Source organism: Marinomonas sp. UCMA 3892 (genome assembly GCF_012726345.1).
Classification (GTDB): domain Bacteria; phylum Pseudomonadota; class Gammaproteobacteria; order Pseudomonadales; family Marinomonadaceae; genus Marinomonas.
In genome coordinates, this window is sequence record NZ_PTXN01000021.1 from 49,148 (window position 1) to 75,294 (window position 26,147).

The 26,147-nt window shown below is 40.2% G+C and carries 29 protein-coding genes; 17 read left to right on the plus strand and 12 right to left on the minus strand.

All coding sequences use genetic code 11. From position 1 onward, the window contains the following. Nucleotide 1 precedes the first annotated feature (1 nt). From B6N13_RS21000 to B6N13_RS21010, 3 genes are read left to right on the plus strand one after another with little or no spacing between them, the layout of a single operon-like run. Nucleotides 2–316 (plus strand): BolA/IbaG family iron-sulfur metabolism protein, encoded by a 315-nt coding sequence (locus tag B6N13_RS21000; protein WP_012069925.1) that lies wholly within the window; start codon nt 2–4, stop codon nt 314–316. An 18-nt stretch (nt 317–334) separates the two neighbouring features. Continuing rightward, on the plus strand, nt 335–637 hold the full coding sequence (locus B6N13_RS21005) for an STAS domain-containing protein (protein ID WP_012069926.1): 303 nt from the start codon (nt 335–337) through the stop codon (nt 635–637). An 8-nt stretch (nt 638–645) separates the two neighbouring features. Next, the gene (locus B6N13_RS21010; RefSeq protein WP_012069927.1) at nt 646–1,797 is read left to right on the plus strand and encodes a fused response regulator/phosphatase; all 1,152 of its coding nucleotides are present in this window, start codon (nt 646–648) and stop codon (nt 1,795–1,797) included. Nucleotides 1,798–1,825: 28 nt separating this feature from the next. Here B6N13_RS21010 and B6N13_RS21015 read toward each other — a convergent pair whose 3' ends face one another. Beyond that, nucleotides 1,826–2,470, minus strand: coding sequence for a UPF0149 family protein (locus B6N13_RS21015; RefSeq protein WP_169460504.1), 645 nt, complete (start codon nt 2,468–2,470; stop codon nt 1,826–1,828). A gap of 96 nt (nt 2,471–2,566) precedes the next feature. Here B6N13_RS21015 and B6N13_RS21020 point away from each other — a divergent pair, with 96 nt between their 5' ends. From B6N13_RS21020 to B6N13_RS21035, 4 genes are all read left to right on the plus strand, one after another. Further along, on the plus strand, nt 2,567–4,333 hold the full coding sequence (locus B6N13_RS21020; RefSeq protein WP_169460505.1) for an ATP-dependent DNA helicase RecQ: 1,767 nt from the start codon (nt 2,567–2,569) through the stop codon (nt 4,331–4,333). Then, nucleotides 4,324–4,848 (plus strand): SprT family zinc-dependent metalloprotease, encoded by a 525-nt coding sequence (locus tag B6N13_RS21025; protein ID WP_012069930.1) that lies wholly within the window; start codon nt 4,324–4,326, stop codon nt 4,846–4,848. Before B6N13_RS21020 ends, B6N13_RS21025 begins: the two co-directional genes overlap by 10 nt. Before the next feature lie 119 nt (nt 4,849–4,967). Beyond that, entirely contained in the window at nt 4,968–5,807 is an 840-nt protein-coding gene (gene ttcA / locus B6N13_RS21030) for a tRNA 2-thiocytidine(32) synthetase TtcA (RefSeq protein ID WP_012069931.1), read from the plus strand. Between the two features lie 10 nt (nt 5,808–5,817). Further along, on the plus strand, nt 5,818–6,381 hold the full coding sequence (locus B6N13_RS21035) for a YfaZ family outer membrane protein (protein WP_012069932.1): 564 nt from the start codon (nt 5,818–5,820) through the stop codon (nt 6,379–6,381). Nucleotides 6,382–6,447: 66 nt separating this feature from the next. On the opposite strand, the gene B6N13_RS21040 is transcribed toward B6N13_RS21035, so the two are convergent. Genes B6N13_RS21040 through hemN form a run of 3 tightly spaced genes read right to left on the minus strand, consistent with a single transcriptional unit; the run spans nt 6,448 to nt 9,168 of the window. Continuing rightward, nucleotides 6,448–6,990, minus strand: a complete 543-nt coding sequence (locus B6N13_RS21040) for an adenine phosphoribosyltransferase (RefSeq protein ID WP_012069933.1) — start codon at nt 6,988–6,990, stop codon at nt 6,448–6,450. Nucleotides 6,991–7,014: 24 nt separating this feature from the next. Continuing rightward, nucleotides 7,015–7,776, minus strand: coding sequence for a fumarate/nitrate reduction transcriptional regulator Fnr (gene fnr, locus B6N13_RS21045; protein WP_012069934.1), 762 nt, complete (start codon nt 7,774–7,776; stop codon nt 7,015–7,017). A gap of 21 nt (nt 7,777–7,797) precedes the next feature. Further along, on the minus strand, nt 7,798–9,168 hold the full coding sequence (gene hemN, locus B6N13_RS21050) for an oxygen-independent coproporphyrinogen III oxidase (protein ID WP_169460506.1): 1,371 nt from the start codon (nt 9,166–9,168) through the stop codon (nt 7,798–7,800). 179 nt (nt 9,169–9,347) lie between these two features. Here hemN and B6N13_RS21055 point away from each other — a divergent pair, with 179 nt between their 5' ends. Beyond that, a complete protein-coding gene (locus B6N13_RS21055; RefSeq protein ID WP_169460507.1) occupies nt 9,348–9,950 on the plus strand; it encodes an alpha/beta family hydrolase in 603 nt (200 codons plus the stop codon). Between the two features lie 18 nt (nt 9,951–9,968). After that, a complete protein-coding gene (tusA, locus tag B6N13_RS21060) occupies nt 9,969–10,202 on the plus strand; it encodes a sulfurtransferase TusA (RefSeq protein ID WP_169460508.1) in 234 nt (77 codons plus the stop codon). 71 nt (nt 10,203–10,273) lie between these two features. Here the strand turns inward: tusA and B6N13_RS21065 are convergent, their stop codons facing one another. From B6N13_RS21065 to B6N13_RS21075, 3 genes are all read right to left on the minus strand, one after another. Beyond that, complete coding sequence (locus B6N13_RS21065) at nt 10,274–10,867, minus strand: CBS domain-containing protein (protein ID WP_012069938.1); 594 nt, start codon at nt 10,865–10,867, stop codon at nt 10,274–10,276. Between the two features lie 46 nt (nt 10,868–10,913). After that, nucleotides 10,914–11,219, minus strand: a complete 306-nt coding sequence (locus B6N13_RS21070; RefSeq protein ID WP_169460509.1) for a hypothetical protein — start codon at nt 11,217–11,219, stop codon at nt 10,914–10,916. Between the two features lie 249 nt (nt 11,220–11,468). Further along, on the minus strand, nt 11,469–11,885 hold the full coding sequence (locus B6N13_RS21075; protein ID WP_012069940.1) for a MaoC family dehydratase: 417 nt from the start codon (nt 11,883–11,885) through the stop codon (nt 11,469–11,471). Nucleotides 11,886–11,952: 67 nt separating this feature from the next. On the opposite strand from B6N13_RS21075, the gene B6N13_RS21080 reads away from it, so the two are divergent. From B6N13_RS21080 to B6N13_RS21115, 8 genes are all read left to right on the plus strand, one after another. Continuing rightward, a complete protein-coding gene (locus B6N13_RS21080; protein WP_169460510.1) occupies nt 11,953–12,597 on the plus strand; it encodes an HAD-IIIA family hydrolase in 645 nt (214 codons plus the stop codon). A 3-nt stretch (nt 12,598–12,600) separates the two neighbouring features. Next, nucleotides 12,601–13,620, plus strand: a complete 1,020-nt coding sequence (gene sppA, locus B6N13_RS21085; protein ID WP_169460511.1) for a signal peptide peptidase SppA — start codon at nt 12,601–12,603, stop codon at nt 13,618–13,620. Nucleotides 13,621–13,817: 197 nt separating this feature from the next. Continuing rightward, nucleotides 13,818–14,582, plus strand: coding sequence for a hypothetical protein (locus B6N13_RS21090; RefSeq protein ID WP_012069943.1), 765 nt, complete (start codon nt 13,818–13,820; stop codon nt 14,580–14,582). A gap of 53 nt (nt 14,583–14,635) precedes the next feature. After that, nucleotides 14,636–15,550, plus strand: coding sequence for a 50S ribosomal protein L3 N(5)-glutamine methyltransferase (gene prmB / locus B6N13_RS21095; RefSeq protein ID WP_169460512.1), 915 nt, complete (start codon nt 14,636–14,638; stop codon nt 15,548–15,550). Nucleotides 15,551–15,553: 3 nt separating this feature from the next. Then, the gene (aroC, locus tag B6N13_RS21100; protein ID WP_169460513.1) at nt 15,554–16,651 is read left to right on the plus strand and encodes a chorismate synthase; all 1,098 of its coding nucleotides are present in this window, start codon (nt 15,554–15,556) and stop codon (nt 16,649–16,651) included. 81 nt (nt 16,652–16,732) lie between these two features. Beyond that, complete coding sequence (gene yjjX, locus B6N13_RS21105) at nt 16,733–17,293, plus strand: inosine/xanthosine triphosphatase (protein ID WP_169460514.1); 561 nt, start codon at nt 16,733–16,735, stop codon at nt 17,291–17,293. Nucleotides 17,294–17,327: 34 nt separating this feature from the next. Next, entirely contained in the window at nt 17,328–18,008 is a 681-nt protein-coding gene (gene yjjG, locus B6N13_RS21110) for a pyrimidine 5'-nucleotidase (protein ID WP_169460515.1), read from the plus strand. Nucleotides 18,009–18,297: 289 nt separating this feature from the next. Beyond that, nucleotides 18,298–19,197 carry a bestrophin family protein gene (locus tag B6N13_RS21115; protein WP_012069953.1) on the plus strand — a complete coding sequence of 300 codons (900 nt, stop codon included), beginning with the start codon at nt 18,298–18,300 and terminating at the stop codon, nt 19,195–19,197. A 136-nt stretch (nt 19,198–19,333) separates the two neighbouring features. On the opposite strand, the gene B6N13_RS21120 is transcribed toward B6N13_RS21115, so the two are convergent. The 5 genes from B6N13_RS21120 to B6N13_RS21140 form a co-directional block, all read right to left on the minus strand. Further along, complete coding sequence (locus tag B6N13_RS21120) at nt 19,334–20,899, minus strand: diguanylate cyclase (RefSeq protein WP_348981560.1); 1,566 nt, start codon at nt 20,897–20,899, stop codon at nt 19,334–19,336. Nucleotides 20,900–21,005: 106 nt separating this feature from the next. Then, on the minus strand, nt 21,006–22,178 hold the full coding sequence (locus tag B6N13_RS21125; protein WP_169460517.1) for an MFS transporter: 1,173 nt from the start codon (nt 22,176–22,178) through the stop codon (nt 21,006–21,008). A 257-nt stretch (nt 22,179–22,435) separates the two neighbouring features. After that, nucleotides 22,436–25,045 (minus strand): heavy metal translocating P-type ATPase, encoded by a 2,610-nt coding sequence (locus tag B6N13_RS21130; protein WP_169460518.1) that lies wholly within the window; start codon nt 25,043–25,045, stop codon nt 22,436–22,438. Between the two features lie 33 nt (nt 25,046–25,078). Beyond that, on the minus strand, nt 25,079–25,489 hold the full coding sequence (locus tag B6N13_RS21135; protein ID WP_012069957.1) for a MerR family transcriptional regulator: 411 nt from the start codon (nt 25,487–25,489) through the stop codon (nt 25,079–25,081). 174 nt (nt 25,490–25,663) lie between these two features. Beyond that, nucleotides 25,664–26,147: group II intron maturase-specific domain-containing protein (locus B6N13_RS21140; protein WP_282434093.1), on the minus strand; the 484-nt coding region annotated here is incomplete at its 5' end.

The window sequence follows — 26,147 nt, forward strand, 5'->3', positions numbered from 1 at the left end:
CATGATCATACAAAATCAGATAGATCAACGTATCAATGAAAAATTGGATGTACATCATATGACGCTCGAAAATGAGAGTTATATGCATAATGTACCTGCAGGAAGCGAGTCACATTTTAAGTTGGTTCTAGTAAGTGATGCTTTCGAAGGTAAGAGGCTGGTTCAGCGTCATCAGCTTGTTTATGGAGTACTGCAAGACGAAATGACAAAGATTCACGCTCTCGCTATGCATCTATACACAATTAAAGAGTGGAGTGAGCGCAACGCGCTTGCTCCTTCATCGCCAAAATGCCACGGAGGCGAGCAGGGCAAATAACCCTAACTCGATCTGCTAATGAGTATTTCAATCACTGTTAATGATGCCAAAGATATAGCAACAATCACTATTATTGGAAGTTTTGATTTCTCTTTATTTAATGAATTTAGAGCGGGCTACTCAGATCTTACTAAACCTTATAAAACCTACGTGGTTGATATGAGCATGGTCGAATATTTAGATAGCGCTGCTCTTGGTATGCTGCTAAGTATGCGTAATGCCATTGACGCAGACTCCAACATTCAGTTAACAGGTGCAAATGCCTTTATTAAAAACATTCTCATGATCTCTCGTTTTGATAAACGCTTTGATATTCAGTAAAGGCCAAAATGATGAAATTATTATGCGTAGACAGCGAGCCAGTTTATCGCGAAATTATTTCTTTATGCGCAGAGAAAGAAGGTGTTGAAGTCAAGAGTGTAGCTAGTTATGAAGAGGCTATTCTTACATTTGAAAGCTACGCTCCCGATATAGTTACTCTTGATGTGATTGTAAAGGGCGGTAGTGGCTATGATTTAGTCCAAAAACTTAAAGCCTTGTCAGGTAACCGCTTTGTACCAATGATTTTTCTCGCATCTCATACAGCTGATTCAGTAATGGATAAGTGTTTTAAAGCTGGTGCAGATGACTTCATTCCCAAGCCATTTAATGAGGTACTTTTCAATATTCGACTCAAAACGCACATGCGTCATGTTGAGCTAATGAAGGAAATGTACCGAAAAAACAAAGCGCTGACTTACTATCAAAAGATGATAGAGCGAGAACATGAAATGGCCCATCATGTACTTGATCATATTCAAACTCGAAGTGAAAAAAACTCTGAACAAGTCGCCATAACTAGGTTATCTGCAGCCAGCTTTAATGGTGATTTAGCCTTAGTAAAAACTCGCTCAGATGCTGCACGTCTCGTTTTTGTAGGAGATTTTACAGGACATGGCTTGCCGGCTTCTATTGGCGCTTTACCTGTCATGCAAACATTTTTTGATGCAGTTGATGATCTGGTCTGCGTAAATGAATTAGCAGTTCGAATTAATCGAATACTGTTCAGTATCTTACCCGATTATATGTTTTGCGCTGGTTATCTCATTCTTATGACGCAAGAAGGTGAAATCACTTATTGGGGAGGAGGAATGCCTAACGCTTTTATTAGACGCTCTAATGGTTTAGTAGACTACTTACACTCAAATCATATGCCGCTTGGTATTCTTTCTGCCAGTGAATTCGAGGCAGACTTACAAAATAATAAGTTAAACGCAGGAGATACCTTAGTTATTGTATCTGATGGGGTTTTAGAGCTTAAAAATTGCAGCGAAGAAATGCTTGGAGATAAAAAGGTCAAGAACCTTATATCGAACGCCTATGCTGAAAAAAGCCTAATTACTGCGCAACAAATCATAGAGCAGCAACTTGCTGAATATTTAGGTGAGTCAGAGCAACTAGATGATATTACTCTCGTTGCTCTTAGGAGTCCTTGCTTATAATGGCAATATTACAAACAAGTCACTTCTATTAAGACTTTTTACTACCTTTCTTCTTGTTCTTATTACTTTTTACTTTAGGTTGAACCTTTGGAAATGGTCGCTTTTCAGGTTCCGTACGCAAAACTAAAAACAAGTCTGTAACTACTTCTGGGATCTGTGCAATACATGAATTAGTTAGTTTTTCGCTTTCACGAATTTGAACAACTTCTTCATCATCAAATAAATCAGACGCAACCATAATTGGTAATAACAATTCGGCAACGACTTCTTCTTTCTCAGGCTCAAACCAATGACTCTCAGTCATGAACACACCTTCCATAAAACCAGTAGCCCATTCCTGCAATTCACTTAGTTCTTCTGGTGACGAGGCCATTTCAAGTTCGCAAGGCACCATGAATCCTTCTTCCGACTCTAACTCTTTTTGAATGTCGATAAAAAGCCGCGAGAGGTACTGAAGTATTTGCTTCTCTTGTTTTTCATTTTCAAATTGCGGTGTGTCTTCAAAAATAACAGGCAGCCACTTGTCTTCGGCTGTCAGAACAGGACAAATAGACAGTGCCGTTAAGAAGCCATGAGCCATAACAAAGTTCTGACATTCCTCATGAACTTGATCCGACTCCAAAAAATTTTCTAACGTCTCTAACTCAAGGTCATCAAGAGGTTGGTGTGCCATGTAAATGTTTCCCTAATACAAATTAAGTGACTGATTCTAGCGAAAAGAAGACGAAAAATCGATGCAGAAAGTGTTGTGTTAAGGGATAATTCGCAAATGAATCTAAAGAAGCACACACTTTCACGTCTAGGCTATTCAGAATATCGCCCTTTGCAAGAACAGGCGATCGAGGCTTTGTGCGCAGGACGTGACGTTCTACTCGCAGCACCAACTGGTGGCGGAAAATCTTTGGTATACCAAGCGGCTGGACTTATACGAAATGGCGTTGCTGTGATTGTTAGTCCTTTACTATCTCTTATGTCACAGCAAGTAGAAGAATTAAACAAAAAAGGCATACGAGCCAAATTTCTTAACTCTACTTTGAATCCGGGCGAACAAGATGATCTCATTTGGGCATTACGACATCAGCATATTGACTTACTTTACTTATCACCAGAAAAACTTGTTCAGTCTTCGGTCATAGGTTTTTTGCACAGTTTTGATATTTCGTTATTTGCCATTGATGAAGCCCATTGTATTTCCCAATGGGGAAATTTTTTCAGACCGGAATACAGCCAACTTGGGCAACTAAAACACTCATTTCCTGACGTTCCTATCATTGCTCTTACTGGTACAGTTGATCAAAAAACTATGGTGACGATTCAGGAGTCACTGCAACTTCATGATTGTCTGGTGTTACGTAATAGCTTTGATCGCACCAATATTAAAATTCAGATAGCACAAAAAAGAAAAGCCAAACAACAGATTTTGTACTTTCTGCATCATGAGGTGCCAGGGGAAACAGGCATTATTTATTGCCGCTCACGAAAAAAAACCGAGGAGCTAGCTAGTTGGTTAAATGAACTTGGATTGCCAAGTTTAAGTTATCACGCAGCAATGTTAGATGAAGATAAGCAACGAAATCACAAGATATTTGCTGAGCAGCAGGGCACCATAATGGTGGCAACCACTGCTTATGGTATGGGGATTGATATTGCTCATGTACGATTTGTTGTTCACTTAGACTTACCAAGCAGTCCTGAGTCTTATTTTCAAGAAGTTGGGCGAGCGGGACGTGATGGAAAACCTGCGAAGTCTTTGTTGCTATATGGTTTGCAAGACATGCTTCAAGCACAGCAGATGGCCGCAATGCAGCCGTTAGCAGCAGAAAGAGAAATACAACATTTAAGCAGTTTGTTTCGTATTTTAGAAGGGCGTGGCTGTAGAAGGCAAAATTTGCTAGCGCATTTTGATGAGAGTATTCCTGCTTGCCAGCATTGTGATCGATGTCTTTCCAACAAGTCTGAACAGAATATGACGATTGCCAGTCAGAAGCTTTTATCTCTTATTTATCACACAAAAGGACTTCAACCTTTTTCGCTACTTATCCAAATTCTACTTGGGAAGAAAAGCAAAGTTGTTTCGTCCATTGGGGCAGAGTCGTTACCATTATTTGGTAAAGGCAAAGAATTAAGTGAAGTGCAATGGAAATCAGTTATAAGACATTTAATTGCCTACGATTACATTACACTTGGAGCTCATGGTGTTTTTGCCGTACATATCAACGAGAAATCACGGAGTGTACTTCAAGGAAAAACACAAATAATCATCCCTAGTGAACATTACTACCCAACCCTTCAAGAAGATCACCTTATAATAGACAGCATAAATTGGCATAAAATCTTGGCTTGGAAGTATAACTACGGCAAAATTAACTTAAGTGATACCCAACTTAGGTTAATTTGTTTGCATAAGCCAAACTCGATTGCTTCATTGAGTCGCTTAACAGGTTTACCAAAAGAAAAAGTGGCTGATTTTGCTGAATCGCTCATTAGAATCATTCATGAGGTAGATTTAAAAGAGAACGTTGCATTATGCCCTTAACCTCTCGACAGTCGAGCGTAAACTACGATGAAGATGTGCTGAGCATCATTATTGAAAAAGCCGATCATTGCTTTGATAAAGCAGATGCGTTTTTTGGCAATAAATTTAAACGCTCGTCATGTAATTTGAAGCAAAGAGGTAGGGCGGCAGGCACCGCTCACCTACAAAAAAATGAACTGCGATTCAACCACTTCATGTATCAACAAAACCCAGTTGAGTTTTTAGACACTGTAGTTCCGCATGAAGTTGCTCACATTATTGTATTTCAAATCTACGGTAATACGGTGAAACCTCATGGTAAAGAGTGGCAAGCTGTTATGCTTAAGGTATACGGTATCAGGCCCAATAGAACACATACCTTTGATGTTCCTCCGCAAAAACAAACCTATGAATACCACTGCTCCTGCCAAAAACATCAATTCACTAAACAGCGTCACACCAGAGCTCAGCGGGGTGTTGAATACATCTGTAAAGGTTGTCGCTCAACGTTACAATTTATAAGCAAAAATAACTGATAATCTATAAAAACAGTGAAAAAGTGATTTTTTATACACTCTTGCCTTATATTATCCATTTTTGATGCGATAGCTTCATGCTTATAGTAATATAGGCGAGTTTTGTTTACAGCGTATATATGATGGATTTATCTACTCGACCTAAAGAAAAGTTAGAGCTAAACAAGCTCCAAAAACGCCTTCGCAGATTAACAGGCCAAGCTATAGCTGACTTCAATATGATTGAAGATGGTGACAAAGTGATGGTGTGTTTATCTGGAGGCAAAGACTCTTACACTATGCTTGAAATTTTGCGGAACCTTCAGGCTAGCGCACCTATAAATTTCAGTATTGTTGCTGTAAATTTAGATCAGAAGCAACCTGGTTTCCCTGAGCATATCTTACCTGCTTATCTGGAAGAACTTGGTGTGGATTTTCATATTTTAGAACGCGATACTTACAGCATCGTAAAGGAAATTGTGCCAGAGGGAAAAACCACTTGTGGTTTATGTTCTCGCTTGCGCCGCGGTTCTCTATACGGTTTTGCAGAGGAAATTGGAGCGACTAAAATTGCACTTGGCCATCACAGAGATGACATTCTTGAAACTTTATTCTTGAATATGTTTTTTGGTGGTAAATTAAAGTCTATGCCACCAAAATTGTTAAGTGATGATGGTAAGCATATCGTTATCCGTCCTCTTGCTTACTGCAAAGAAGAAGATATCGAAGCCTTCTCTGTGATGAAGGAATATCCTATTATCCCTTGTAACCTTTGTGGCTCTCAGGAGAATTTACAAAGACAAGTCGTAAAAGACATGTTGCAAAAGTGGGAAAAAGAATTTCCAGGTAGAACCGAAAGTATGTTCTCTGCTATTCAAAATGTCGTACCATCGCATTTAGCAGATACAAAATTATTCGACTTTAAAGGGTTAAAACAGTCGCCTGCGGCCTTTGACCGATTAAATATTATTTCATTATAGGATAATAGAAATGAACCTAACGCATAAAGCTCTATTGTTAACCGCCGGTATTTTAGGGTCTTCTATCGTCAATGCATCATCCGCTGGAGTTAGTCTAACGAATGACACAGTAAAAGGTGATATTAACTTAAATATGGGGGCGTTCGGCGTTAATGGCGGCGTAACTCATAATGATGACAAAAACACTTCTACTGCACATATAGGCGTCACTGTTGAAGACTCAGATACTAGTGGACCGCTTCAAGCAGGTATTGGTATTAGACTATATGCTATCGATGCAGATTTAGACAAGAAGGACGACTTATCTGTTGCGCTCGCTTTAGGTGGTTGGTACCGATACACCTTACCAGAAGCGAATCGAGTAAGCATTTATGGCTCTGTATATTACTCACCACAAGTACTATCTATTTCCAACTTAGATCATATGTACACTTATGAATTTCGCGCAGAATACATGACTATGCGCAATGCACGAGCGTTTGTTCGCTATGGCAAAACAGTGACTGTGTATGAAGATGATTCTCGTAAAGAAATTGACAAAGGTCTTTCTATTGGTGCAACAGTAGACTTTTAATAGCGATAAACTGCTTATTGAAAAACAAAAAAGGTGGCTAAGCCACCTTTTTTGTTAACTCAAATATTACTCACCGTCATAAGCACAAAGGCTGAAAACAGGTATATCACTATCTCTTAGTTTTTGACTTCCACCTAGATCTGGCAAATCTATAATAGCTGCCACTTCCTTGATGCTCGCGCCTTGGCTGGTCAATAGTTCGATTGCAGCAAGTAGGGTGCCGCCCGTAGCGATCAAATCATCAAACAATAATACCTCATCACCCGCTTTCACTGCACCTTCTTGGATCTCTAATTCAGCTTCGCCGTATTCCAAAGCATACTTTTGCGAAATAGTTTTTCCTGGAAGCTTGCCTTTTTTACGTACTAAAATCAGCGGCTTTTGAAGTTCATAGGCTAAAACGGCAGCAATTAAAAAACCTCGAGCGTCAATGCAGGCTATATGAGTGATATCGGTTGCAATATAACGATGCACATAGGCATCAACAACCATTCTCATGCCTTTAGGGTCGCTAAAAATGGGGGTAATGTCTCGAAAACTTATGCCTTGTTTTGGCCAATCTTCTATTGTTTGTATTAGTGATTTAACGTAAAAATCGTCGTACAGCATGCCTGTTGGGCCTCATCATATCAATCAAATGTGGGCAATTTTACCACAATCACTAGCAACCCCAACGAGTTTTTGCATTTCTGGGAAATCAATTATCTCTATTTCTTTACCATCAACATGTATTAATTCGTTCTTTTGGAAGCGAGTAATGACACGGCTAACCGTTTCAACTGCTAAGCCAAGGTAGTTGCCGATTTCACCGCGCGACATAGATAAGCGGAAAGAGCTCGCAGAGTAACCGCGTTTTTTAAATCGATTGGATAAATTCAGAAGGAAAGAAGCCACTTTCTCATCAGCATTCTTTTTCCCTAACAACACCATCATCTGTTGGTCGTCGGATATTTTACGGCTCATCACTTTAAATATCTGATGTTTCAAAGAAGGTATATGAGAAGACAATTCTTCAAGATGACTAAATGGAATCTCACACACTGTTGTTGTTTCCAGCGCCTTTGCAGAAACAGGGTAGACGCTTGAATCTATTCCGCTTAAACCAACTAATTCACTAGGGCAGTAAAAGCCTGTAATTTGCTCTTCGCCGACGGACGTAATATTAAATGTTTTTAAAGTGCCAGAACGTACAGCATAAACTGAATCAAACGCTTCACCTTGGCGAAACAAAAATTCGCCCTTTTTTAGTGGTTTCTTACGCTCAATTATTTGATCTAATTTATTAATATCTTCATCAGCTAATGCTATTGGAAGGCAAAGAGCACTTAAGCTACAGTTTTGGCATTGCGAAGTAAGCGTACTGTTGAATCGTGACTGTGTGTGTGTCAATGACATGTGAATCTCCCTGATCTCGATCTATATAACTTTTGAGTATTTTATGGTGCCGTTTAGGTATTTATCAAAAACCATACAAATACAGCGAATTAATAATCTACCACGCTCTGTAACTTTAATAGTGGTCTGCATTCCACTACGATCAATATCTAACATACCATCTTTAGTCATGGGAGTTAGATTTTCCATCTCTTCAGAAAAGTACTCGAAGAAGCGAATATTATATTTTTGCTCAATAGTAGCAGTATTCAACTCAAATTGTGAAATTAGCGTCATTATAACTTGATGTCGAATTCTGTCATCTAGATCACTAATATAACCTTTTGCTATCGCTAATTGACCTCTCTCAATACTACTCCTATAAATTGATAAGTCAGTATGGTTCTGGATATAAACGCCATTTAAATCACTAATAGCAGATACCCCAAATGCTACTAAATCTGTGCCAGCATGTGTTGTATAGCCCTGAAAATTACGCTGTAGCTTGCCTTGTTTTTGGGCTATTGCCAAGCTATCCGTGGGTTTTGCAAAATGATCCATGCCGATATAGTCATAACCAGCAGCAATCAAATACTCAATACTCATCTTCAACAAATTTAGTTTCATGCTTGATATAGGCAAGCTATCACCTGAAATCCGTCTCTGAGCACGAAATCGATCAGGTAAATGAGCGTAATTAAAAAGTGAAATTCGCTCTGGTGATAACGCAATCACTTGCGCCAAAGTCTCCCTAAAACCTTCTATAGATTGATAAGGTAAGCCATAAATCAGGTCAAAGTTAATTGACTTGATACCTAATTCCCGAGCATCTGTTACTAGATCAGTAACCATTTGGACGGGTTGAACACGGTGGATGGCTTCTTGTACCTTGATATCAAAGTCCTGTACGCCAATACTAATTCGGTTAATTCCTTTTTTAGTTAACAACTCCAGCTTAGATCGACTTATTTCTCTAGGGTCTATTTCAATGCTGTAATCTTGCGTTCCGTCATTAATTAAATTGAAGTGTTGTTGAATGTTTTCAAACAATACTTCAATTAATTCTTCGGTTAAAAAAGTAGGGGTGCCACCACCAAAATGTAACTGCGTAACTTCTCTTGAGTGATCAAGCATGAGGCTGCGTAATCTCATTTCTTCGCCCAGTAGCTCTACGTATTCAGCACCTTTATCGTACTGCTTAGTCACAATCTTATTACAGGCGCAGTAGTAACAAAGGTGAGCGCAAAACGGAATATGAAAATACAAGCTAAGAGGGGCTTCGGAAGGCGTTAACATCTTATCAATAAGCGCAATTTTACTAATGCTTGAGTCAAATTGCGGTGCCGTTGGGTAAGATGTATAACGAGGCCCAGATAGGTCGTACTTAGCGATAAGTGAAGAATCCCAAATCATGATGTGTTCCTATTAAAATTTCTAATAGGAGTTTACACTTTAGTGGAAAGCCATTTGCTGACCCAGATCAAGGATTTCCATACTGCAAATAAAAGCTTTCTCTGTGTTGTTAGTAATAATACATCTAGCAAGGTTCTAACCATCGATCTAATCTGGTCTAATAGCGTTTTTTGAAAATTATGACCATGAACTCTCTACCTTTATATCTCGCCCACGGTGCTGGTGCAGGTCACAATCACACTTTTTTAAAGCAACTTTGTGACGCAATATCTGAGCAAAGGCAGCAAGCTGCGATACCAGTAACTTTTTCATATATGCAAGAGCAAGAGCGTTTAGGAAAGAAAAGGCCACCACCTAGATTTAACACCCTTGTTCCTGAATTTGCTGAGCATATTGTGGATGAGAATAGCTGTATTGTTGCTGGGAAATCCATGGGAGGCCGAGTGGCTACACAGCTAACGGATCTACCTATGGTGAAAGCTGTAGTATGTTTCGGCTTTCCTTTCTATCCAGCCGGAAAGCCCGAAAAAAATAGATTATCGTTTCTTGCTGAACTCAAAGCACCATGTTTGATTATTCAAGGCACAAGAGATCAATTAGGTTCGTACGATTGGGTTAGCAAGCAGATGTTGCCTGACAATGTGAATATTCTTTGGATAGAAGGTGCGGACCATGACTTTAAAACGCTAAAAAAATACAATAAAAGCATAGAAGACACTGTTTTAGAAATAGCTATTCACACGAAAAACTGGCTAGAAAACAATATCGAAACCGAAGCTTAACCTATTGAGAGAACTATTATGGAACACCAAGCGCTGCTTGATGCAACAGATTTACTTTGCCCTGAACCTGTAATGATGCTTCATGTAGAGATGCGAAAACTGGCTGCGAAGGAAGTGCTAAAAGTCATTGCGACAGATCCGTCAACGACAAGAGATATTCCAAAGTTCTGTCAATTTCTTGGACACAAGCTTATCCAACAAGATCAAGAAGGAGATATTTATTACTATTGGATCGAAAAGAAAGAAGGTTAGTTCTAAGAAAAAGAGCCCAAATCACATAATTCGGGCTCTTTTTTACCTTAAAATAATAAACTAAGAATGAATTAGGCCACTTTCAGCTTTTTGGATTGCTCTTTTTGCCCAAGAATCGCACTTTGGTATGTCTGCGCAAAACTAGAAAATGAAACATCGATATCTAGTCTAAGCTGACGAGCAACATCATTAGATGAAATCAAACCACGTATCATCTTTGTATCTTCATCAATAACAAGTAAGTGCTGCAGCTTATTATTACGCTGGCTAAATAAAAGTGACTCGATATCTGAATGTTTTAGGGAGGTATAAGATAGAGCAAGTAATACTTCTTTTGCTCTCATCAAATCTGCAACCATCAATTCTGAACGTTGAAAACCATTTGCTACCTGTTTAATGAAGACATCTTCAGACAAGTCTTCAAGACTAATAACGCCAACAAAGCGATTATCGGCATCGACTACGATTTTCATGCGTACATGTTCTTTTCTCATCAACTGAACCAGCTCATCCGCACGAGTATTTGATTCAATTACCCGTGGGCCAGCCGTTTGAAAATCAGTAAAGACTGATAATGCAGAAGAATAAAGGTTTATATTTTCTGTGGTTGTAGGCCAAGTTAATTCGTTAACGTCTTTTGTAGATACATAAGTTAGTGTTTTCATGATTAATCCCCAGTGTAAAAAATAAAATAGCTAAAGTGTGGGTGTGTTAAATCAGTGAAAACGGTGGAGCTCTTGGGTTGATGCTATCACTAACTTTAGCAATAACAGGAAAGCGGTAATTTAGAAAAGACGTCTGGGTTAAAGTGGAGACATGAGTCCGAAACGGAGTTAATACAATACAGCCGCTATCCGCTCCATTATCTTGATCTGGGACAACGACTTCATCGCACCTTTGTTCTATAGTGGGTTCTAGCCAGCGAAATTGATTTACTTCTTGAGCATTGGCGCGCTGAGATATCGTCAATAAAGACGATATAATCACGGCAATGATCATTAGTAATTGAATTTTCATGGCAAACCCTAGTCCTTGTTCTGTCTAGTAAATATAGGCTTGCTCCTGCCTAAATCCCAGCCTTTTTTACAAAATGCCGCATTTTTTCACGATCAAACACTTTGACTAACAATTGTGGTGTAAATAAGGGGGGCATAATTACAGATATATAAAAATAGTTGGCGATGGCATTAATAACACCACCACCCTAACAAATGCGACAAAAGCATTACCAGCTATGGGTTAATGCTTTTTATTAACTTTGCACTTTTATGCTGGCAGCATAATGGTTGCTTCACCTGTCACAACTACTTTACCGTCACACTCACACACTGTTTTTAGTGTCGCACGACGACGACGCTCATTGATATCAGTAACGGTTACTGTCGTAACCACTTCTTGACCAACAAAAACCGGAGAGCGGAACTTTAGCGTTTGCTCTAAATAAATACAGCCAGGTCCTGGCAATTGAGTACCTATCGCTGCTGAGATAAAGCCAGCTGTCAGCATGCCATGGGCAATTGGCTGACCGAAAGAAGTCGTTGCTGCATATTCAGCATCTAAATGAACAGGGTTTGTATCACCTGTTACATCAGCAAAAGCTTGTACATCTGCCTGTGTAACCACTTTGCGATATTCAACACTTTGATCAATTGAAAGTTGCTCTAATGTATAGCCTGTAGTCATTACCAATCCTTATTTTGTCATTTTCGGTTATGGTACACTCTCGCCGGACTATTCTTAAGAGGTATCTATGGTTAAGTTGGTAATTTTTGATTGGGACGGTACCTTATTCGACTCCATCGACAATATATGTCATAGCATGTTGCAGGCTGGCCACTTGGCAAGCGCACCAAGAAGAGCAAAAGACGATATAAAAAATATTATTGGTTTATCTCTTGACAAAGCTGTAGACACGGTTTGGCCAGAGTTATCTTTAAATGAAAAAAATACAATTATCGAGCACTATAAGGCTATCTATGTGGCATCGGATCAAACGCCACCACTGGCTTATCCCGGCGTTATAGATGTCTTGAATAAGCTACAAGCTGCAGATATGAAAATGGCGGTAGCCACGGGTAAAAGTCGTCGAGGGCTTGAAAGAGTAATGTCTCTAACTAATACAAGAGATTACTTTGTTGCATCCCGCTGTGCCGATGAAGTCATATCTAAACCACACCCGTTAATGCTGGAGCAAATACTAGCTGAGCTAAATATTTCGCCAGAGCACGCCATTATGATTGGTGATACAGAATACGACCTAAATATGGCAACCAATGCGGGAATGAAAAGCATTGGAGTTACTTATGGCGCACATCAAGAAGAACGACTAAGAGCTTGCCAACCGCACGCACTAATAAATGATTTCTATCAATTATCAAACATTTTAGGGTTATAGAAAATGAGCTGGACAGAAGATGAAGACCGTAAACAGTCGCTTAACGAAACGTCAAGTGAGCATGTACATACTGAGAAAAAGACCGAAATAGAGACTACAGATCCAAATAAGGAGATTTGGTCCTTACTAGAAAAAACACTTAGTGAAAACCTTATTGAAAAGCGTCGCGCTAGACGCTGGAGAATCTTCTTTCGTTTTACCACACTCGCGATTTTCCTAGCGGTAGTTGGTGGATGGTTTGCAAAATCTAACTTTCAAGATGTCAGTTTAGAAGGAGACATAGTTGCCATGATTCCAATGCGTGGCGTTATTGGTGCCGATAACGAGATTGAATCATCTGAGTTTGTTGGTTTACTTGATGCTGCTTACCAAAACTCACGCTTAAAGGGTGTGGTCATTGAAATGAATAGCCCAGGTGGAAGCCCGGTTCATTCTGGTATTATTTACGACGCCATTCGCGCCAAAGAGCAAAACTATCCTGACATTCCAGTTCTCGTAGTTGTTGAAGACATGGCCGCTTCCGGGGGTTACTACATTGCGTCCGCAGCAAATGAAATCTACGCCGATAAAGCCAGTTTAGTTGGCTCAATTGGTGTTATTTCCTCCGGCTTTGACGCAAGTAACTTGCTTGAAAAAATTGGTGTGGAACGACGCACTTTTACAGCGGGGCGCAACAAGGCTTTTCTTGACCCATTCGCCCCAATGACCGAAGAAGCCAAAGTGAAATGGCAAGCTGTGTTAGATGAAACTCATCAACAGTTCATCAATGCAGTAAAAGAAGGTCGTGGGGATAGGCTTGTTATTACGGATGATGTCTTCTCAGGTATGCTATTTACTGGTTCACAAGCCATCAAGATTGGTTTGATCGATGGTTTGGCAAGCGTAACTGATATATTGGACGCACGTTTCCCCGATGCAGAGCCTGTTGTCTATGAGCCGAAACAAGATTCATGGAAAGAGCTAGCTAAAGAGTTTGGTGTTGAAATGGCGACAAGAGTTATAAACACTACCAGCATCCAATAAATATCAGCTTGATAACATTAAAGATCAGCCAGTACCACTAAGCTCCTGCGGGAGCTTTTTTATTGTCTAAAATATACCAAAGCAAAAAAATGAAAGCTGCCAGTAACTCACCATCTTGTTTTACAATAAAGATAAATTTGATAAACTAAATACTTAATTTATTAAATTTTATTCTTAAACGATCAGTAGGATGATATATGGCTCGCAAAGCAAACATAGCAAGAGAAGAAATTCACCAAGCCTGCTGGGAGTTGATAGAAAAGAACAGCTTCCCAAATATTCCTCGTTTAACCGAATACTTTCTACAAAAGGACGGACGTCGCTGCTCAAACACTACCTTCCTGAATGCAATTACTGACTGGGAAGAAGCCTACAAAGAACAGCAACAACACGAATTAAGCGAACTCAATGATGTATTGCTTCCTGTTTTTAAGCGCTTTTCAAGAGAAGTGACTCAAAACCTCGGAAAATTACTTGATGAAAAATCGTCCGAAATTGAGCAACACCAAAAACTCAAGCAAGAAGCAACACGAAGTGGTTATATGTCTTTATCTTCAGCATTAATCGAATTACAAACAGCATATGATTCATTAATGTCAGAGCACAAAAAAGTAGGTGATGAAGCAGAAACCTTTAAACAAAAATTTGCATTTAGTGAGCAAAGATACCAAGAAGTGATTGCTCAAAACTCTGTATTAACCAGCCAGATCAAACAAGAAGAAAAAGATAACGCCGAACTCAGAATTAACCTTGCCCAAAAAGAAGTAGATCTTGCCAAACAAGACAATCAAATTGCTAAGCTAACTGAAGAAAACGCGAAACTGGCAGCAACACTAGAAGAAAACCAACAAAATAAAATAAAAGATGACGCGAAAAAGTGGCAAGAAATGACAAAAAAACTCGATGCGTTAACCAGCTCAGTGAAAACCATGCAACGCAAAGATAGAGGCACGAAACAATAACCGTTATAATGAGTCACTCGCCATATCCGCGCATTCATAATTAAGAAGAGAAGATGAGCTACAAACAATCAGCCGTTCGTGATTTATCCACCATCAAAGACTTCATTCGTTGGACATTTAGTCGCTTTAAACAGGCAGACTTGTTTTACGGTCATGGTACAGACAATCCATGGGATGAAGCTGTTCATCTTGTTATGGGCGCATTAAAACTTCCACTCGACTTTGATCGTGATATGTTAAATTGCGCTCTGACCTACAATGAAAAGAAACACATTCTTAAGCTAGTTCAAACTCGTATCACTAAACGCGAACCATTGCCTTACCTTCTAGGTGAAGCTTGGTTTATGGGACTACCATTTAAAGTCACCAAAGACACATTGATTCCTCGCTCTCCAATCATCTCTTTGTTGGAAAGTGAATTTACACCTTGGCTTAAAAACTATCCGTTGAATATTTTAGACATGTGCACTGGCTCTGGTTGTTTGGGTATTGCGGCAGCTTTAGTATTCGAAGATGCTGAAGTTGATATTTCAGATATTAGCGAAGCAGCCTTAGATGTTGCCAATGAAAATATTGTCCGTCATCAAGTCGAAGACCGAGTTCATGCCATTCACTCTGATATGTTTAAAGGTTTGAGTGGCAAGCAATATGACCTAATTATTTGTAATCCACCTTATGTTGATGCAGATGATTTTCACAATGCACCAGCTGAGTTTCATAATGAGCCAGAATTAGCCTTAACTTCTGGCGAAGATGGCCTTAATTTTACCCACGAATTTTTAGCCCAAGTCGCGCATTATCTGCAAGATGACGGTATATTAGTCTACGAAGTAGGAAACACCGAAACAGCCTTACAAGCCGCTTATCCTAATATTCCCTTTATGTGGGTTGAATTAGAGCAGGGTGGCAATGGTGTCTTTATCCTAACTAAAGAACAACTTAGCGAACTATTACAAGAGCAGAAATAACCTATGTCTGGTAATACATTTGGAACACTTTTTAAAGTCACCACCTTTGGTGAAAGTCATGGTCTTGCGCTTGGCGCCATTGTTGATGGTTGTCCACCAGGAATTGAGCTTTGCGAAGCTGATTTACAACGTGATTTAGATCTACGTAAACCCGGCACATCGAAACACACAACACAGCGTCGTGAAGCCGATGAAGTGAAAATCATGTCTGGTGTTTTTGAAGGCAAAACCACTGGGACACCGATTGGTTTAATAATCGAAAACACCGATCAGCGCTCAAAAGATTATGGCAACATCGCAGATACTTTCCGTCCTGCTCATGCTGATTATACCTATGATCAAAAATATGGCTTCCGCGATTATCGTGGTGGCGGTCGTTCATCCGCTCGTGAAACAGCAATGCGCGTGGCTGCTGGTGCCATTGCCAAGAAATACTTGAAGCAACAATTTGGTATCGAAATCCAAGGTTTCTTGTCACAACTTGGTCCAATCAAATTGGAAGTCAAAGATTTAAGCCAAGTCTACGACAACAGCTTCTTTAGCCCAGATCCCGATGCTATTCCGGAACTTGAGGAATATATGACTGCACTTCGTCGCGAAGGCGATTCAGTCGGTGCAAAAATCACCGTTATCGCTAAAAATGTGATGCCTGGTTTAGGGGCGCCTGTATTTGATCGCCTAGATGCAGACATTGCCAAAGCAATAATGAGCATTAACGCGGTTAAAGGCGTAGAAATTGGTGATGGTTTTGATGTTGTTGAACAAAAGGGCAGCCAGCACCGTGACGAAATGACGCCAGAAGGTTTTTTAAGCAATCATGCTGGCGGCGTATTAGGTGGCATTTCATCTGGACAAGATATTGTTGTCCATATGGCTCTAAAACCAACATCCAGTATTACTATCCCTGGTAAAAGTATCGACCGTGCTGGTAATCCAATAGAAGTTATCACCAAAGGCCGCCATGATCCTTGTGTAGGTATACGTGCAACGCCAATCGCAGAAGCTATGTTGGCTATTACCATTATGGATCATTTGCTAAGACATAGAGCGCAAAATGCCGATGTAGTTTGCCCAACGCCCATTATTAAAGGGCAAGCGTAGGTTTATAATAGTCTAAATACCAAGCCGCTATAACAACATAGCGGCTTTTTTATTTTTACTTTTTAAGTATTGAGGCAAAAAATGACTATCAAACAAGGCTCTACCGTTATTCGAGTTTGTGTTGGATCAACTAATCCCGTCAAAGTAAATGCTGCACGACAGGCTTTTTTACAGGTATTTCCTAATCACACCATTCACTGTGAAGAAATGCATGCTCCGTCTGATGTTGCTGATCAACCTATGACAGAAGCAGAAACACGCCTTGGTGCACAAAACCGTGTTAGGTATTGTTCAGAACATAGTGCGAGCAATGACATGGACTTCTTTGTTGCTTTGGAAGGTGGCGTCGATGAATTCGAGGAGGGCGCCGCGACCTTTGCTTATGTTGCCATTTTAAATAGTGATGGTGAACTAATGACAGGCCGTTCAGCTAATTTACCTCTACCCAATAAGGTTTATCAGCGCTTACAAGCCAATGAAGAACTAGGGCTAGTGATGGATGAGTTATTTAATACCGATAACATTCGACAAAAAGGCGGCGCCATTGGCTTGTTTACCAATCACGCTGCTACAAGAGAAAGCGTATATACCCAAGCATTAGTGCTTGCGTTAGCACCAGTACTTCATCCTGAACATTATTAATGTAAATAATTTAAGCAATATATAAGTTGAAACAATGAAATATCAATGGATCCTATTTGACGCTGATGAAACTCTTTTTCATTTTGATAATTTCGCAGGTCTAAAACACATGTTTTCTCAGCATGGCGTAACTTTTGAACAACCAGAATATGATGAGTACCAAGCCGTAAATAAGCCGCTTTGGGTAGAATATCAAAATGGAAAAATTAGCGCAGAACAATTACAAACACATCGCTTCAAACTTTGGAGCGATAGATTAGCCATCAGCCCAAAAGAGCTAAATAAACAGTTTTTAGACTCTATGGCGGAAATATGTAAAACATTACCAGGCGCTATAGAGCTTGTAACGCATCTGCATGAAAACAAAGTAAACATGGGCATCATTACCAATGGATTTGCACAGCTACAACATATTCGTCTAGAAAGAACTGGCTTTCTGCCATATTTCTCACCGGTTGTTATTTCCGAGCTCGTTGGTGTTGCTAAGCCACATCCTAAAATCTTCGAACATGCTTTAGAGCAAATGGGGTCGCCAAATAAAGCGGACGTGCTAATGGTTGGTGATACGTTGGAATCAGACATTCTTGGTGGCAAAAATTTTGGCTTTGCTACATGTTGGCTTAATCACCACAACAAAACACATCCGCAAGACATTACGCCAACGCATCAAATTAAATCATTGCCAGAATTACTGGCTTGGTTGAAAACTCAATAAAATAAGAAACTATGAGATTTGGAAAGCTCTATGTACGCTCACTATTTCCGATAAATGTTATTATCGGAAATAGTGTAAATACAGGATTCATACGTATAACGACTATTTTTCAGCTGATGATTACTAATGCTTGGAACCCATCATCACTGGCTCTATCATCCACAAACCAAACTCATCCTTCTATTGAAATGCTAAACAATCATCTCTGCGAATGTTTATTCTGAGTAAATTTAGTAAGTCTTGGTCTGACACATAACCGTTTATTTAATCTTTCTTTAGGCTTTACCTCATGATTGTTCGCCCAAATCCAAATTGGATAGTTATACTTACGACCCTTAAGGGTTCGATTGCCAAACGCATCGCTTTACGTGTTTTATTAATCACCGTTTTTGCCTCACTAATTGTTCTGTTAGAAAAAACATATCCTGCGTCTTTTGAGAATGTAAGCTCCATTCCGTTTACTCTTTTAGGTTTGTCGTTGTCTATTTTTATGAGTTTCAGAAATAGCTCATGTTATGACAGATGGTGGGAAGGCAGAAAAATGTGGGGGAAAATCATCATTGAAGTACGCGCTTTTTGCCGCGAAAGCATTGTGATATCAGATGCACAAACTCGTGAGGAAATCTTAAAAATGCTTTGTGCCTTTGCACATGCTCTAAACTCAAAATTAAAAGGCAATAATGTGAGTATTTCCCTAAGTAAATGGATAGCTGATGATAAGTTCACTTTTATCGATAATCCAGCGGATACAATTTTGAGTAATATTGGTGAAAAATGCTCAAAACTAGCCTCTGATGGGATCATTAGTGAATGGCGTTACTTAGAGCTTGAAAGGCGGTTAATAGGATTATCTGAAGCTCAGGCTAACTGCGAAAGAATCAAAAATACCCCGCTTCCATTCCCATATACACTTCTATTACATAGAACGACATTTATTTTTTGCCTGTTATTACCATTTGCAATGGCTGAGCCGCTAGGTTGGCTAGCACCTATATTTACAACAATAGTCAGCTATACATTCTTTGGGTTAGATGCAATTGGCAATGAATTAGAAGATCCATTTGGCAACGATGTCAATGATTTGCCAACCGATTCAATGGTTCGAATCATTGAACGCGATGTTCATAGGGCTCTTGGAAGTATTGATCTACCGCCTCAGATGAAACCTGTTGATCATGTTTTAAGCTAGAAGCTATATTGAATGACGCCTAATGGGCTAGGTAAAAAAACACATTTAGCTAGTTATTTGAGATTCGACAAAAAAGGGTGTGCATGAATTGCCATGCACACCCTCTTCTTTTCCTCGAAATCTAATGCTATTTAGGTTAAGCAATAATGCAGCGATTTCGCCCTTGTCCTTTTGCTTCATACAGAGCTTGGTCAGCCAATGATAAGGTTTTCTCTACGCTAATACCGTCAGATATTACCCAAGCTGCTATACCGATTGAAACGGTAATATTACCAACTACATCAAATGTTTCTTCTGAAATCGCGATTCGTAATCGTTCAGCGACTAAGAAAGCATCCTCTAAAGAAGTTTGCTTCAATAACAATACAAATTCTTCACCGCCAGTTCTGGCGACCATGTCACCATCTCGACAAAACCGGTTCAATATTTGCGTTTGCTGTTTAAGAACATCATCGCCCACACTATGACCATAGTTATCATTGACACGCTTAAAATAATCAATATCTAAGGCCAAGACACTAAATGGCACTTCCAGCAAAGCTAACTGTTTAAGTTTAAACTCAAACGCCCTGCGGTTACTTGCACCGGTTAAAGGGTCAGTTTCGGCATCACGTTTAAGATCGCCAATCTGGTTTTGCATAAGTTTAACGCCACTTAACATGGCTTTTTTTAGACCTAAACTTTCTACATACCAAGATTCGATTCTTTCTATATCTTCATTTACTGTCGGACTATCAAGCGATCTTGCCTTGTCTGCAAGCTGCTGAAGTGGCTTAGAAATAGCTCGAGCAAACAACCAAATAAATAGAAAAACGGCTAAAGCCAAAGGTAAGGTACGTAAAACTACTTTTTCCATAATACCAGTTAGCGGCACTAAGGTAGACTCCACAGGGCTTTGGGTAATGATAATCCATCCAGTACTGGGGATGGTGGAGTATCCGGCCAACATTTGGATCCCTCTACTATTATTTAATAGCAAGCCACCTTCTTTTGTCGCTATTATTTCATCAATGCCATCATTACCTTCAATGAGAGAGCCAATGCGTCCTTTTTCTGGGTGATAAAGAATTTGTTTGTCTTGATCTATCACATAGATATAAGAACCATTTTTATAATAATGTTCGCCCAATATTTCACTCAAAATATTTGGGCTTTTTAAGTAGATAGAACCACCAAGAAAGCCGAGGTAGTTACCCTGAAAATCAAACACAGGAGCAGAAAGAAAAACAATCAAATTCTTTAGAGTAGAAAGATATGGACTACTAATAAGTAGCGTTTTTTCCTCAATAGCTTCTAAACTACCGGCAGAGGTAAGCCGTCTTCCGACTAAATCCAGAGTTTCTGGTGAAGCAGCTTGAGTCAAACCATTTGCATCACTAATGACCACAGAATTAAAACTATCCGTTTGAAATTTAAGGCGATTAGCCTCTTCTTTTAGGTGGGAGCCATCATGCATTTTGTTAAACAATGAGTTAGCTGTATAAGTTAGCTGTTGCAGAGAAGATTTCAGAAACACTTCTGTCGTATCAGACAGCTTACTGGCATAAGCCCTATTCACTTCTATTGTCTGCAGAATCAATTGCTCTTTCTGCACCTCGTAGTTCGAATAAAAGCTGTTAATGAAGGTTAAGGTGGTAGCGGTTAAGGCCAAAAATAAAATAAGCCGATTGAGCTTTAAGAATTTACTTTTTAATACTGTCACAACTGTAGATCCATTACATTGATTTATAAAGGCGGTTTTATAGTAGGTTTTAGCATAAAACAAGAGGCACATTTTTGCCCCCTTGATTTATATTCTTTACAACTTATTAAACGATATTGACTTCTGGCACATTGATAGCTTTACGACGATTTAACCAAACCATGACAAGTGCAAGAAAAGACAACACTGCTGCGGCAGTTGGAATCCACTCAAAACTAAAGCCTATACTAATTACCAATCCACCTAGAGCTGCTCCTAAAGCATTTCCTAAGTTAAATGCGCCAATATTTATAGACGAAGCTAAACCTGGTGCTTGATCTGCGATTTTCATTACTTGCATTTGTAATGGAGGGCCACTACCAAATATTACAACGCCCCATAATAAAATAGTTAAACTGGCACCAATTAGCGTCGTTGAGGTAAAGCGAAACAGTAATAAAACCAATACCTGTAGGCCTAGAAAGGCAAACAAAGCCAGATCTGGTGACTTATCAGTTACTTTGCCACTGATGTAATTTCCTAGCGTAAAACCAATGCCGACAAGCATTAGCATGGTTGCAATAGCGTTATCCGAGGCTTGAGCCAAAGTCTGCATGATCGGCGCAATGTAAGTATAAAGCGTAAACATTGAACCTGCACACATCACCGTAGTCGCAAAAGCTCGCAGCGCAGCAGGCTGCATGATAGCTTTAAGCTCTGTTTTCACATCCGGCTTTTCAGCCCGTGGCATAACGGGCAAACTGCGGCTGATACCGATAAAAGCGACAATACCTAATATCGCAGTTACTGCAAATGAAATACGCCAATCAAAATTTTGCCCCAACCAAGTAGTAATAGGAACACCAACAATATTCGCAATAGTTAAGCCTAAAAAGATCGACGCTACCGCAGAACCTTTTTTATGGAAAGGTGCCAAATTCATGGCAACAACGGCACCAATACCAAAAAAAGCGCCATGAGAAAGACTGGTGATGATTCTCGAAACTAAGAAAGTCTCGTAATTAACAGATACCGCTGAGAGTAAATTGCCAACGACGAAAACCACCATTAACGCAAGCAAAGAGGTTTTGTGACTATAACGTGTTAAAAACAAAGTAATTAATGGCGCACCTATCATTACACCGACGGCATAGGCGCTAATCAATAAACCCGCAGCCGGAATGGATGCATTCACGCCATCTGCAATAACTGGCAACAACCCCATAGGCATGAACTCGGTTGTCCCTATTCCGAAAGTACCTAGGGCAATAGCAAAAATACCCCATTGATAAGCAAGCATAAAAGCTCCGATATTTGATTCTAGATTAATGAACAATAGTGACTATTTAAGACTGAAAATAAAATAAGCCAAGAGCTTGCGCCCTTGGCTTATTGATCAACGCAAATATTTTACAACACTTGCCGAGTTATTGCTTATTGAAAGATGTCTTTACTTATTCTTACTGTGCTTTTTAGTCTGTTTCTGGTGGGTTGGCCACCAAAACCAATTGACAACAAACATGATTAGTAACACACCTAACACATTAATGAGTACGCTCATTTACCCTCCTCAGTATCTATACTATTAAGATTTGAACGGGAAATACGGAAAAATCTAAGTCGATTAGCATTGGTCACAACTGTTACAGACGATAGGGCCATTGCGGCACCAGCAATAACTGGGCTCAATAACCACCCTGTAAACGGAAATAGAATCCCCGCAGCGATAGGAATACCTAAACTGTTATAGGCAAATGCGCCCCATAAGTTCTGCTTAATATTCCTTAACGTAGCACTGCTTATTTGAATAACATCTGCAACGCCGTTTAAGTCATTATGTATCAAAGTAATATCAGCGCTCTCCATGGCAACGTCAGTTCCGGCTCCCATCGCAAAGCCTACATCGGACTGAGCTAGAGCTGGCGCATCGTTAATGCCATCACCAATCATTCCAACCACTTCACCTTGTGCCTGAAGCTTCTTAACCCAGTTCAGTTTATCGTCTGGCATCAATTGCGCATGATAATCGTCAATGCCAACCATATTTGCAACTGAAGCGGCCGTTTCTGGATTATCGCCAGTCAGCATGACAACTTTTAGGCCTTGTTCCTTGAAGTTCGAAATAGCCGATTTGACGCCTTTCTTAATGGGATCTTCAATATAAAAAACAGCCATTAACGCAACTTCATCCGAGAGATAGACGCGGGTTGCTGCATTATGCAGATCATCAGAAGCGAGCAAATCTATAGAGATGCCCTTTTCTTTCATCAGGCGCTCGTTACCAAGATAATAAGCCTTCCCTTCAATACTGCCTCTCACACCTAAACCAACCAGTGACTCAAACTCATCGAGAGCAACACTTTCTTTTTCTGTTGCATCCGTCTGACAATGCTCCAATAAAGCATTAGCCAAAGGATGGTTAGCTCGTGCCTCTAGGGCTGAAACGATTTGTGCCACCAAACCTTTATGAGCTTGCTCACTTAATATTTCATTAACGACTTTCGGTTTACCTTCTGTAATCGTGCCAGTCTTATCCAGCACGACCACGGTCAATTCACTCGCTCTTTGTAAGGCTTCACCGTTTCGAATAAGGCCACCATATTCTGCCGCTTTACCAATCCCTATCATGGTAGAAATAGGTGTTGCTAGCCCCAAGGCACACGGACAAGCAATTATCAGTACCGAGATGGTTGTTACCAACATATATGAGAAGACGGATTCATTGTCCACACCAAATATAGAAAGGTTAAACCACACAAGTGCCGTCAAAATAGCGATAATGACCACGCTTGGTACAAAAATAGAAGACACTTTGTCGGCTAGCACACTAATCGGTGGCTTTGAGTTCTGCGCCTTACCGACCATGGTTATAATCTGCGCGAGTAAGGTATCGGAACCAATACGAGTTGCTTTGAACAACAAACTGCCTTGGCCGTTTATTGTGCCAGCCGATAGCAAACTTCCCACGCTTTTTTCTATTGGTGCAGGTTCGCCTGTCAGCATAGATTCATTTACTGTTGAAAGACCTTCTAAGACTTCTCCATCAACAGGAATTTTGTCACCTGACCGAACCCGCAAAATGTCATTCACCTTAATATCTGCCACACTAACGCGAGATTCCGTGTCGCCATCCACTCGCGTTGCCATTTTAGGTCGCAAATCCAAAAGTCGATGCAAGGCTTGGCTCGTTTTACGACGAGCTCTCAATTCTAATGCTTGTCCAATATTAATTAAGCCTATAATCATCACGGCAGCTTCAAAATATAAGTGGCGGGCGTTATCTGGCAGCCAACTTATTGGAGCCAGCACAACTAACATTGAATACAGCCAAGCACTACCAGTACCCAAGGCTATTAATAAATCCATATTAGCCTGATGATTAGTAAAGGCTTTCCAGGCACCTCGAAAATAATGTTTACCAGCGCTTACCATAATCAACAATGAAGCAATACCAACCACAAACCAGACAACTCTGTCAGTGAGTGTGCTCACCATCATACTTCCGCCAAATAGGCCATATAGCATCAAGGGAACCCCGAGCCCTAAACCTAGCGCAGACGATTTACATTTATAGCGATATTCTGCTAATTCTCTCTCGCCTCGCTCCTCTTCACTTTTTTCTGCATCAAGGATAAGACTAGCTTGGTAGCCCGAATTCTCCACCGCTTTGATTAATGCCTCTGAAGAGCCTCTGGTGACAACTTGTGCGGTATGATTGGCGAAGTTAACGTCTGCAGAAACAACATCGGCAGAATTTGCCAAAGCCTTTTGTACCGTATTAACGCAACCGGCACAGGTCATTCCAGCAATAGAAAGCTGATAGCTAACTGAAGTGTCTGATTTATCTAGATTGTCCAGTTCTTTGTCTACTGGATTTTTTTTCTCATCAGATGCTTGCTTATTATTTAATTGATCATGCTCACTATTATCAAATAAGCCTGATGTTTGATATCCAGCTTCCTGGATACTCGCTTCAATTGCGGCTAATTCTAAATCAGACGTGACTACTAGTTTATGTTCTTTCGGCATGCCTTCGATAATAGCTTCAGGACTTTTTTCCAGAATGAGTTTGCGAACTTTCGACACGCAGCCTTGGCAAGACATACCAGTAACATTCAATGTTAGCATTGTCATTTGATCGGTTGATTTTGATTCTGTATGCGCCATTTCTACCCTCCTCTTATATCGCTATCGGTAGGCCTACCTGGCCTCTTCCCAGCCCTCAATCAAACAACAAATTGAATGACCGTCAGGAGCACCATTTGGCATGTTTTCCCAAGCGGCTAACGCGTCTTCCATTTTGACTAAATGTGCCTGCAGTTGAGCTATTTTTAGTTTGGTTTCAGGAACTTTTTTTTCTAATAAATCACGAACCATAGGGCAAGGTGAATCACCACTATCGGATTGATGAAAAATCTCTTCGATTTGCTTTAAGCTGAATCCTAAATCACTGGCTTGGCGAATGAAATTTAATCGCTGCAATGCCACCTTATCGTATAACTGATAACCATTTTTGGGATCTCGCTCAGCACAGATTAGCCCAAGCCTTGTGTAATGACGGACTGTTTCAGCCGTCACATTGGTTTTTTTGGCTAGCTCACTTACCCGCATAGAAACTCCTTTGAAATATCTGAACTATAACCATAGTGTAAAACCTGCATGTAGCACATAGGTCAAGCTTTTCTACAATAATGACGGTATAAGAAATTTGAAACAATCGAGTAGGGTGAGGCGTTGCCGCCTCATCCCTCTCACAGAACCGTACGTACGGACCTCGTATACGGCTCATGCAAACTTCCATTCAGTATAAACACTGAACACATACCCCGTTCTCACTTCTTCAAGATTCACCAAACCTTGCTCATCGAACCATTTGTTTGGCATCGCGTGGCTGGCTAATGGACTCGCTGCATTTCTCCAACTGGTCATCGAGATGTACTTAAACGGCGGCTTGTAGCCCAGTTGCTTGAGCCTTCGATGCAGCCGTTTAGGTTTCTTCCATAATTTTAGTTGAGCACTGCGAAGCCGTCTCCTTAACCATTGGGCGATTTTCTTGAATTCACCACTCGCATTGGCAATCCTGAAGTACTGTCTGAACCCTCTTAATAGCGGATTCAGCTGTTTGATCACATCACTCAACGGTTTACCGCCGTTTCGTTTCGTCATCTGCTTAAGCCGTTGTTTGAACAAGTCCAGTTTCTTGGTTTGGATTCGGGTATATCGACTTCCGATCTCCACGCCTAAAAACTTCACTCCCTCACGACTGTGC

What these genes read in the sequence shown, in the direction of transcription:
- B6N13_RS21000 (WP_012069925.1), top strand. Translation starts at nt 2, where the DNA reads ATGATCATACAAAATCAGATAGATCAACGTATCAATGAAAAATTGGAT.
- B6N13_RS21005 (WP_012069926.1), top strand. Translation starts at nt 335, where the DNA reads ATGAGTATTTCAATCACTGTTAATGATGCCAAAGATATAGCAACAATC.
- B6N13_RS21010 (WP_012069927.1), top strand. Translation starts at nt 646, where the DNA reads ATGATGAAATTATTATGCGTAGACAGCGAGCCAGTTTATCGCGAAATT.
- B6N13_RS21015 (WP_169460504.1), bottom strand. Translation starts at nt 2,470, where the DNA reads ATGGCACACCAACCTCTTGATGACCTTGAGTTAGAGACGTTAGAAAAT.
- B6N13_RS21020 (WP_169460505.1), top strand. Translation starts at nt 2,567, where the DNA reads ATGAATCTAAAGAAGCACACACTTTCACGTCTAGGCTATTCAGAATAT.
- B6N13_RS21025 (WP_012069930.1), top strand. Translation starts at nt 4,324, where the DNA reads ATGCCCTTAACCTCTCGACAGTCGAGCGTAAACTACGATGAAGATGTG.
- ttcA (WP_012069931.1), top strand. Translation starts at nt 4,968, where the DNA reads ATGATGGATTTATCTACTCGACCTAAAGAAAAGTTAGAGCTAAACAAG.
- B6N13_RS21035 (WP_012069932.1), top strand. Translation starts at nt 5,818, where the DNA reads ATGAACCTAACGCATAAAGCTCTATTGTTAACCGCCGGTATTTTAGGG.
- B6N13_RS21040 (WP_012069933.1), bottom strand. Translation starts at nt 6,990, where the DNA reads ATGCTGTACGACGATTTTTACGTTAAATCACTAATACAAACAATAGAA.
- fnr (WP_012069934.1), bottom strand. Translation starts at nt 7,776, where the DNA reads ATGTCATTGACACACACACAGTCACGATTCAACAGTACGCTTACTTCG.
- hemN (WP_169460506.1), bottom strand. Translation starts at nt 9,168, where the DNA reads ATGATTTGGGATTCTTCACTTATCGCTAAGTACGACCTATCTGGGCCT.
- B6N13_RS21055 (WP_169460507.1), top strand. Translation starts at nt 9,348, where the DNA reads ATGACCATGAACTCTCTACCTTTATATCTCGCCCACGGTGCTGGTGCA.
- tusA (WP_169460508.1), top strand. Translation starts at nt 9,969, where the DNA reads ATGGAACACCAAGCGCTGCTTGATGCAACAGATTTACTTTGCCCTGAA.
- B6N13_RS21065 (WP_012069938.1), bottom strand. Translation starts at nt 10,867, where the DNA reads ATGAAAACACTAACTTATGTATCTACAAAAGACGTTAACGAATTAACT.
- B6N13_RS21070 (WP_169460509.1), bottom strand. Translation starts at nt 11,219, where the DNA reads ATGAAAATTCAATTACTAATGATCATTGCCGTGATTATATCGTCTTTA.
- B6N13_RS21075 (WP_012069940.1), bottom strand. Translation starts at nt 11,885, where the DNA reads ATGACTACAGGCTATACATTAGAGCAACTTTCAATTGATCAAAGTGTT.
- B6N13_RS21080 (WP_169460510.1), top strand. Translation starts at nt 11,953, where the DNA reads ATGGTTAAGTTGGTAATTTTTGATTGGGACGGTACCTTATTCGACTCC.
- sppA (WP_169460511.1), top strand. Translation starts at nt 12,601, where the DNA reads ATGAGCTGGACAGAAGATGAAGACCGTAAACAGTCGCTTAACGAAACG.
- B6N13_RS21090 (WP_012069943.1), top strand. Translation starts at nt 13,818, where the DNA reads ATGGCTCGCAAAGCAAACATAGCAAGAGAAGAAATTCACCAAGCCTGC.
- prmB (WP_169460512.1), top strand. Translation starts at nt 14,636, where the DNA reads ATGAGCTACAAACAATCAGCCGTTCGTGATTTATCCACCATCAAAGAC.
- aroC (WP_169460513.1), top strand. Translation starts at nt 15,554, where the DNA reads ATGTCTGGTAATACATTTGGAACACTTTTTAAAGTCACCACCTTTGGT.
- yjjX (WP_169460514.1), top strand. Translation starts at nt 16,733, where the DNA reads ATGACTATCAAACAAGGCTCTACCGTTATTCGAGTTTGTGTTGGATCA.
- yjjG (WP_169460515.1), top strand. Translation starts at nt 17,328, where the DNA reads ATGAAATATCAATGGATCCTATTTGACGCTGATGAAACTCTTTTTCAT.
- B6N13_RS21115 (WP_012069953.1), top strand. Translation starts at nt 18,298, where the DNA reads ATGATTGTTCGCCCAAATCCAAATTGGATAGTTATACTTACGACCCTT.
- B6N13_RS21125 (WP_169460517.1), bottom strand. Translation starts at nt 22,178, where the DNA reads ATGCTTGCTTATCAATGGGGTATTTTTGCTATTGCCCTAGGTACTTTC.
- B6N13_RS21130 (WP_169460518.1), bottom strand. Translation starts at nt 25,045, where the DNA reads ATGGCGCATACAGAATCAAAATCAACCGATCAAATGACAATGCTAACA.
- B6N13_RS21135 (WP_012069957.1), bottom strand. Translation starts at nt 25,489, where the DNA reads ATGCGGGTAAGTGAGCTAGCCAAAAAAACCAATGTGACGGCTGAAACA.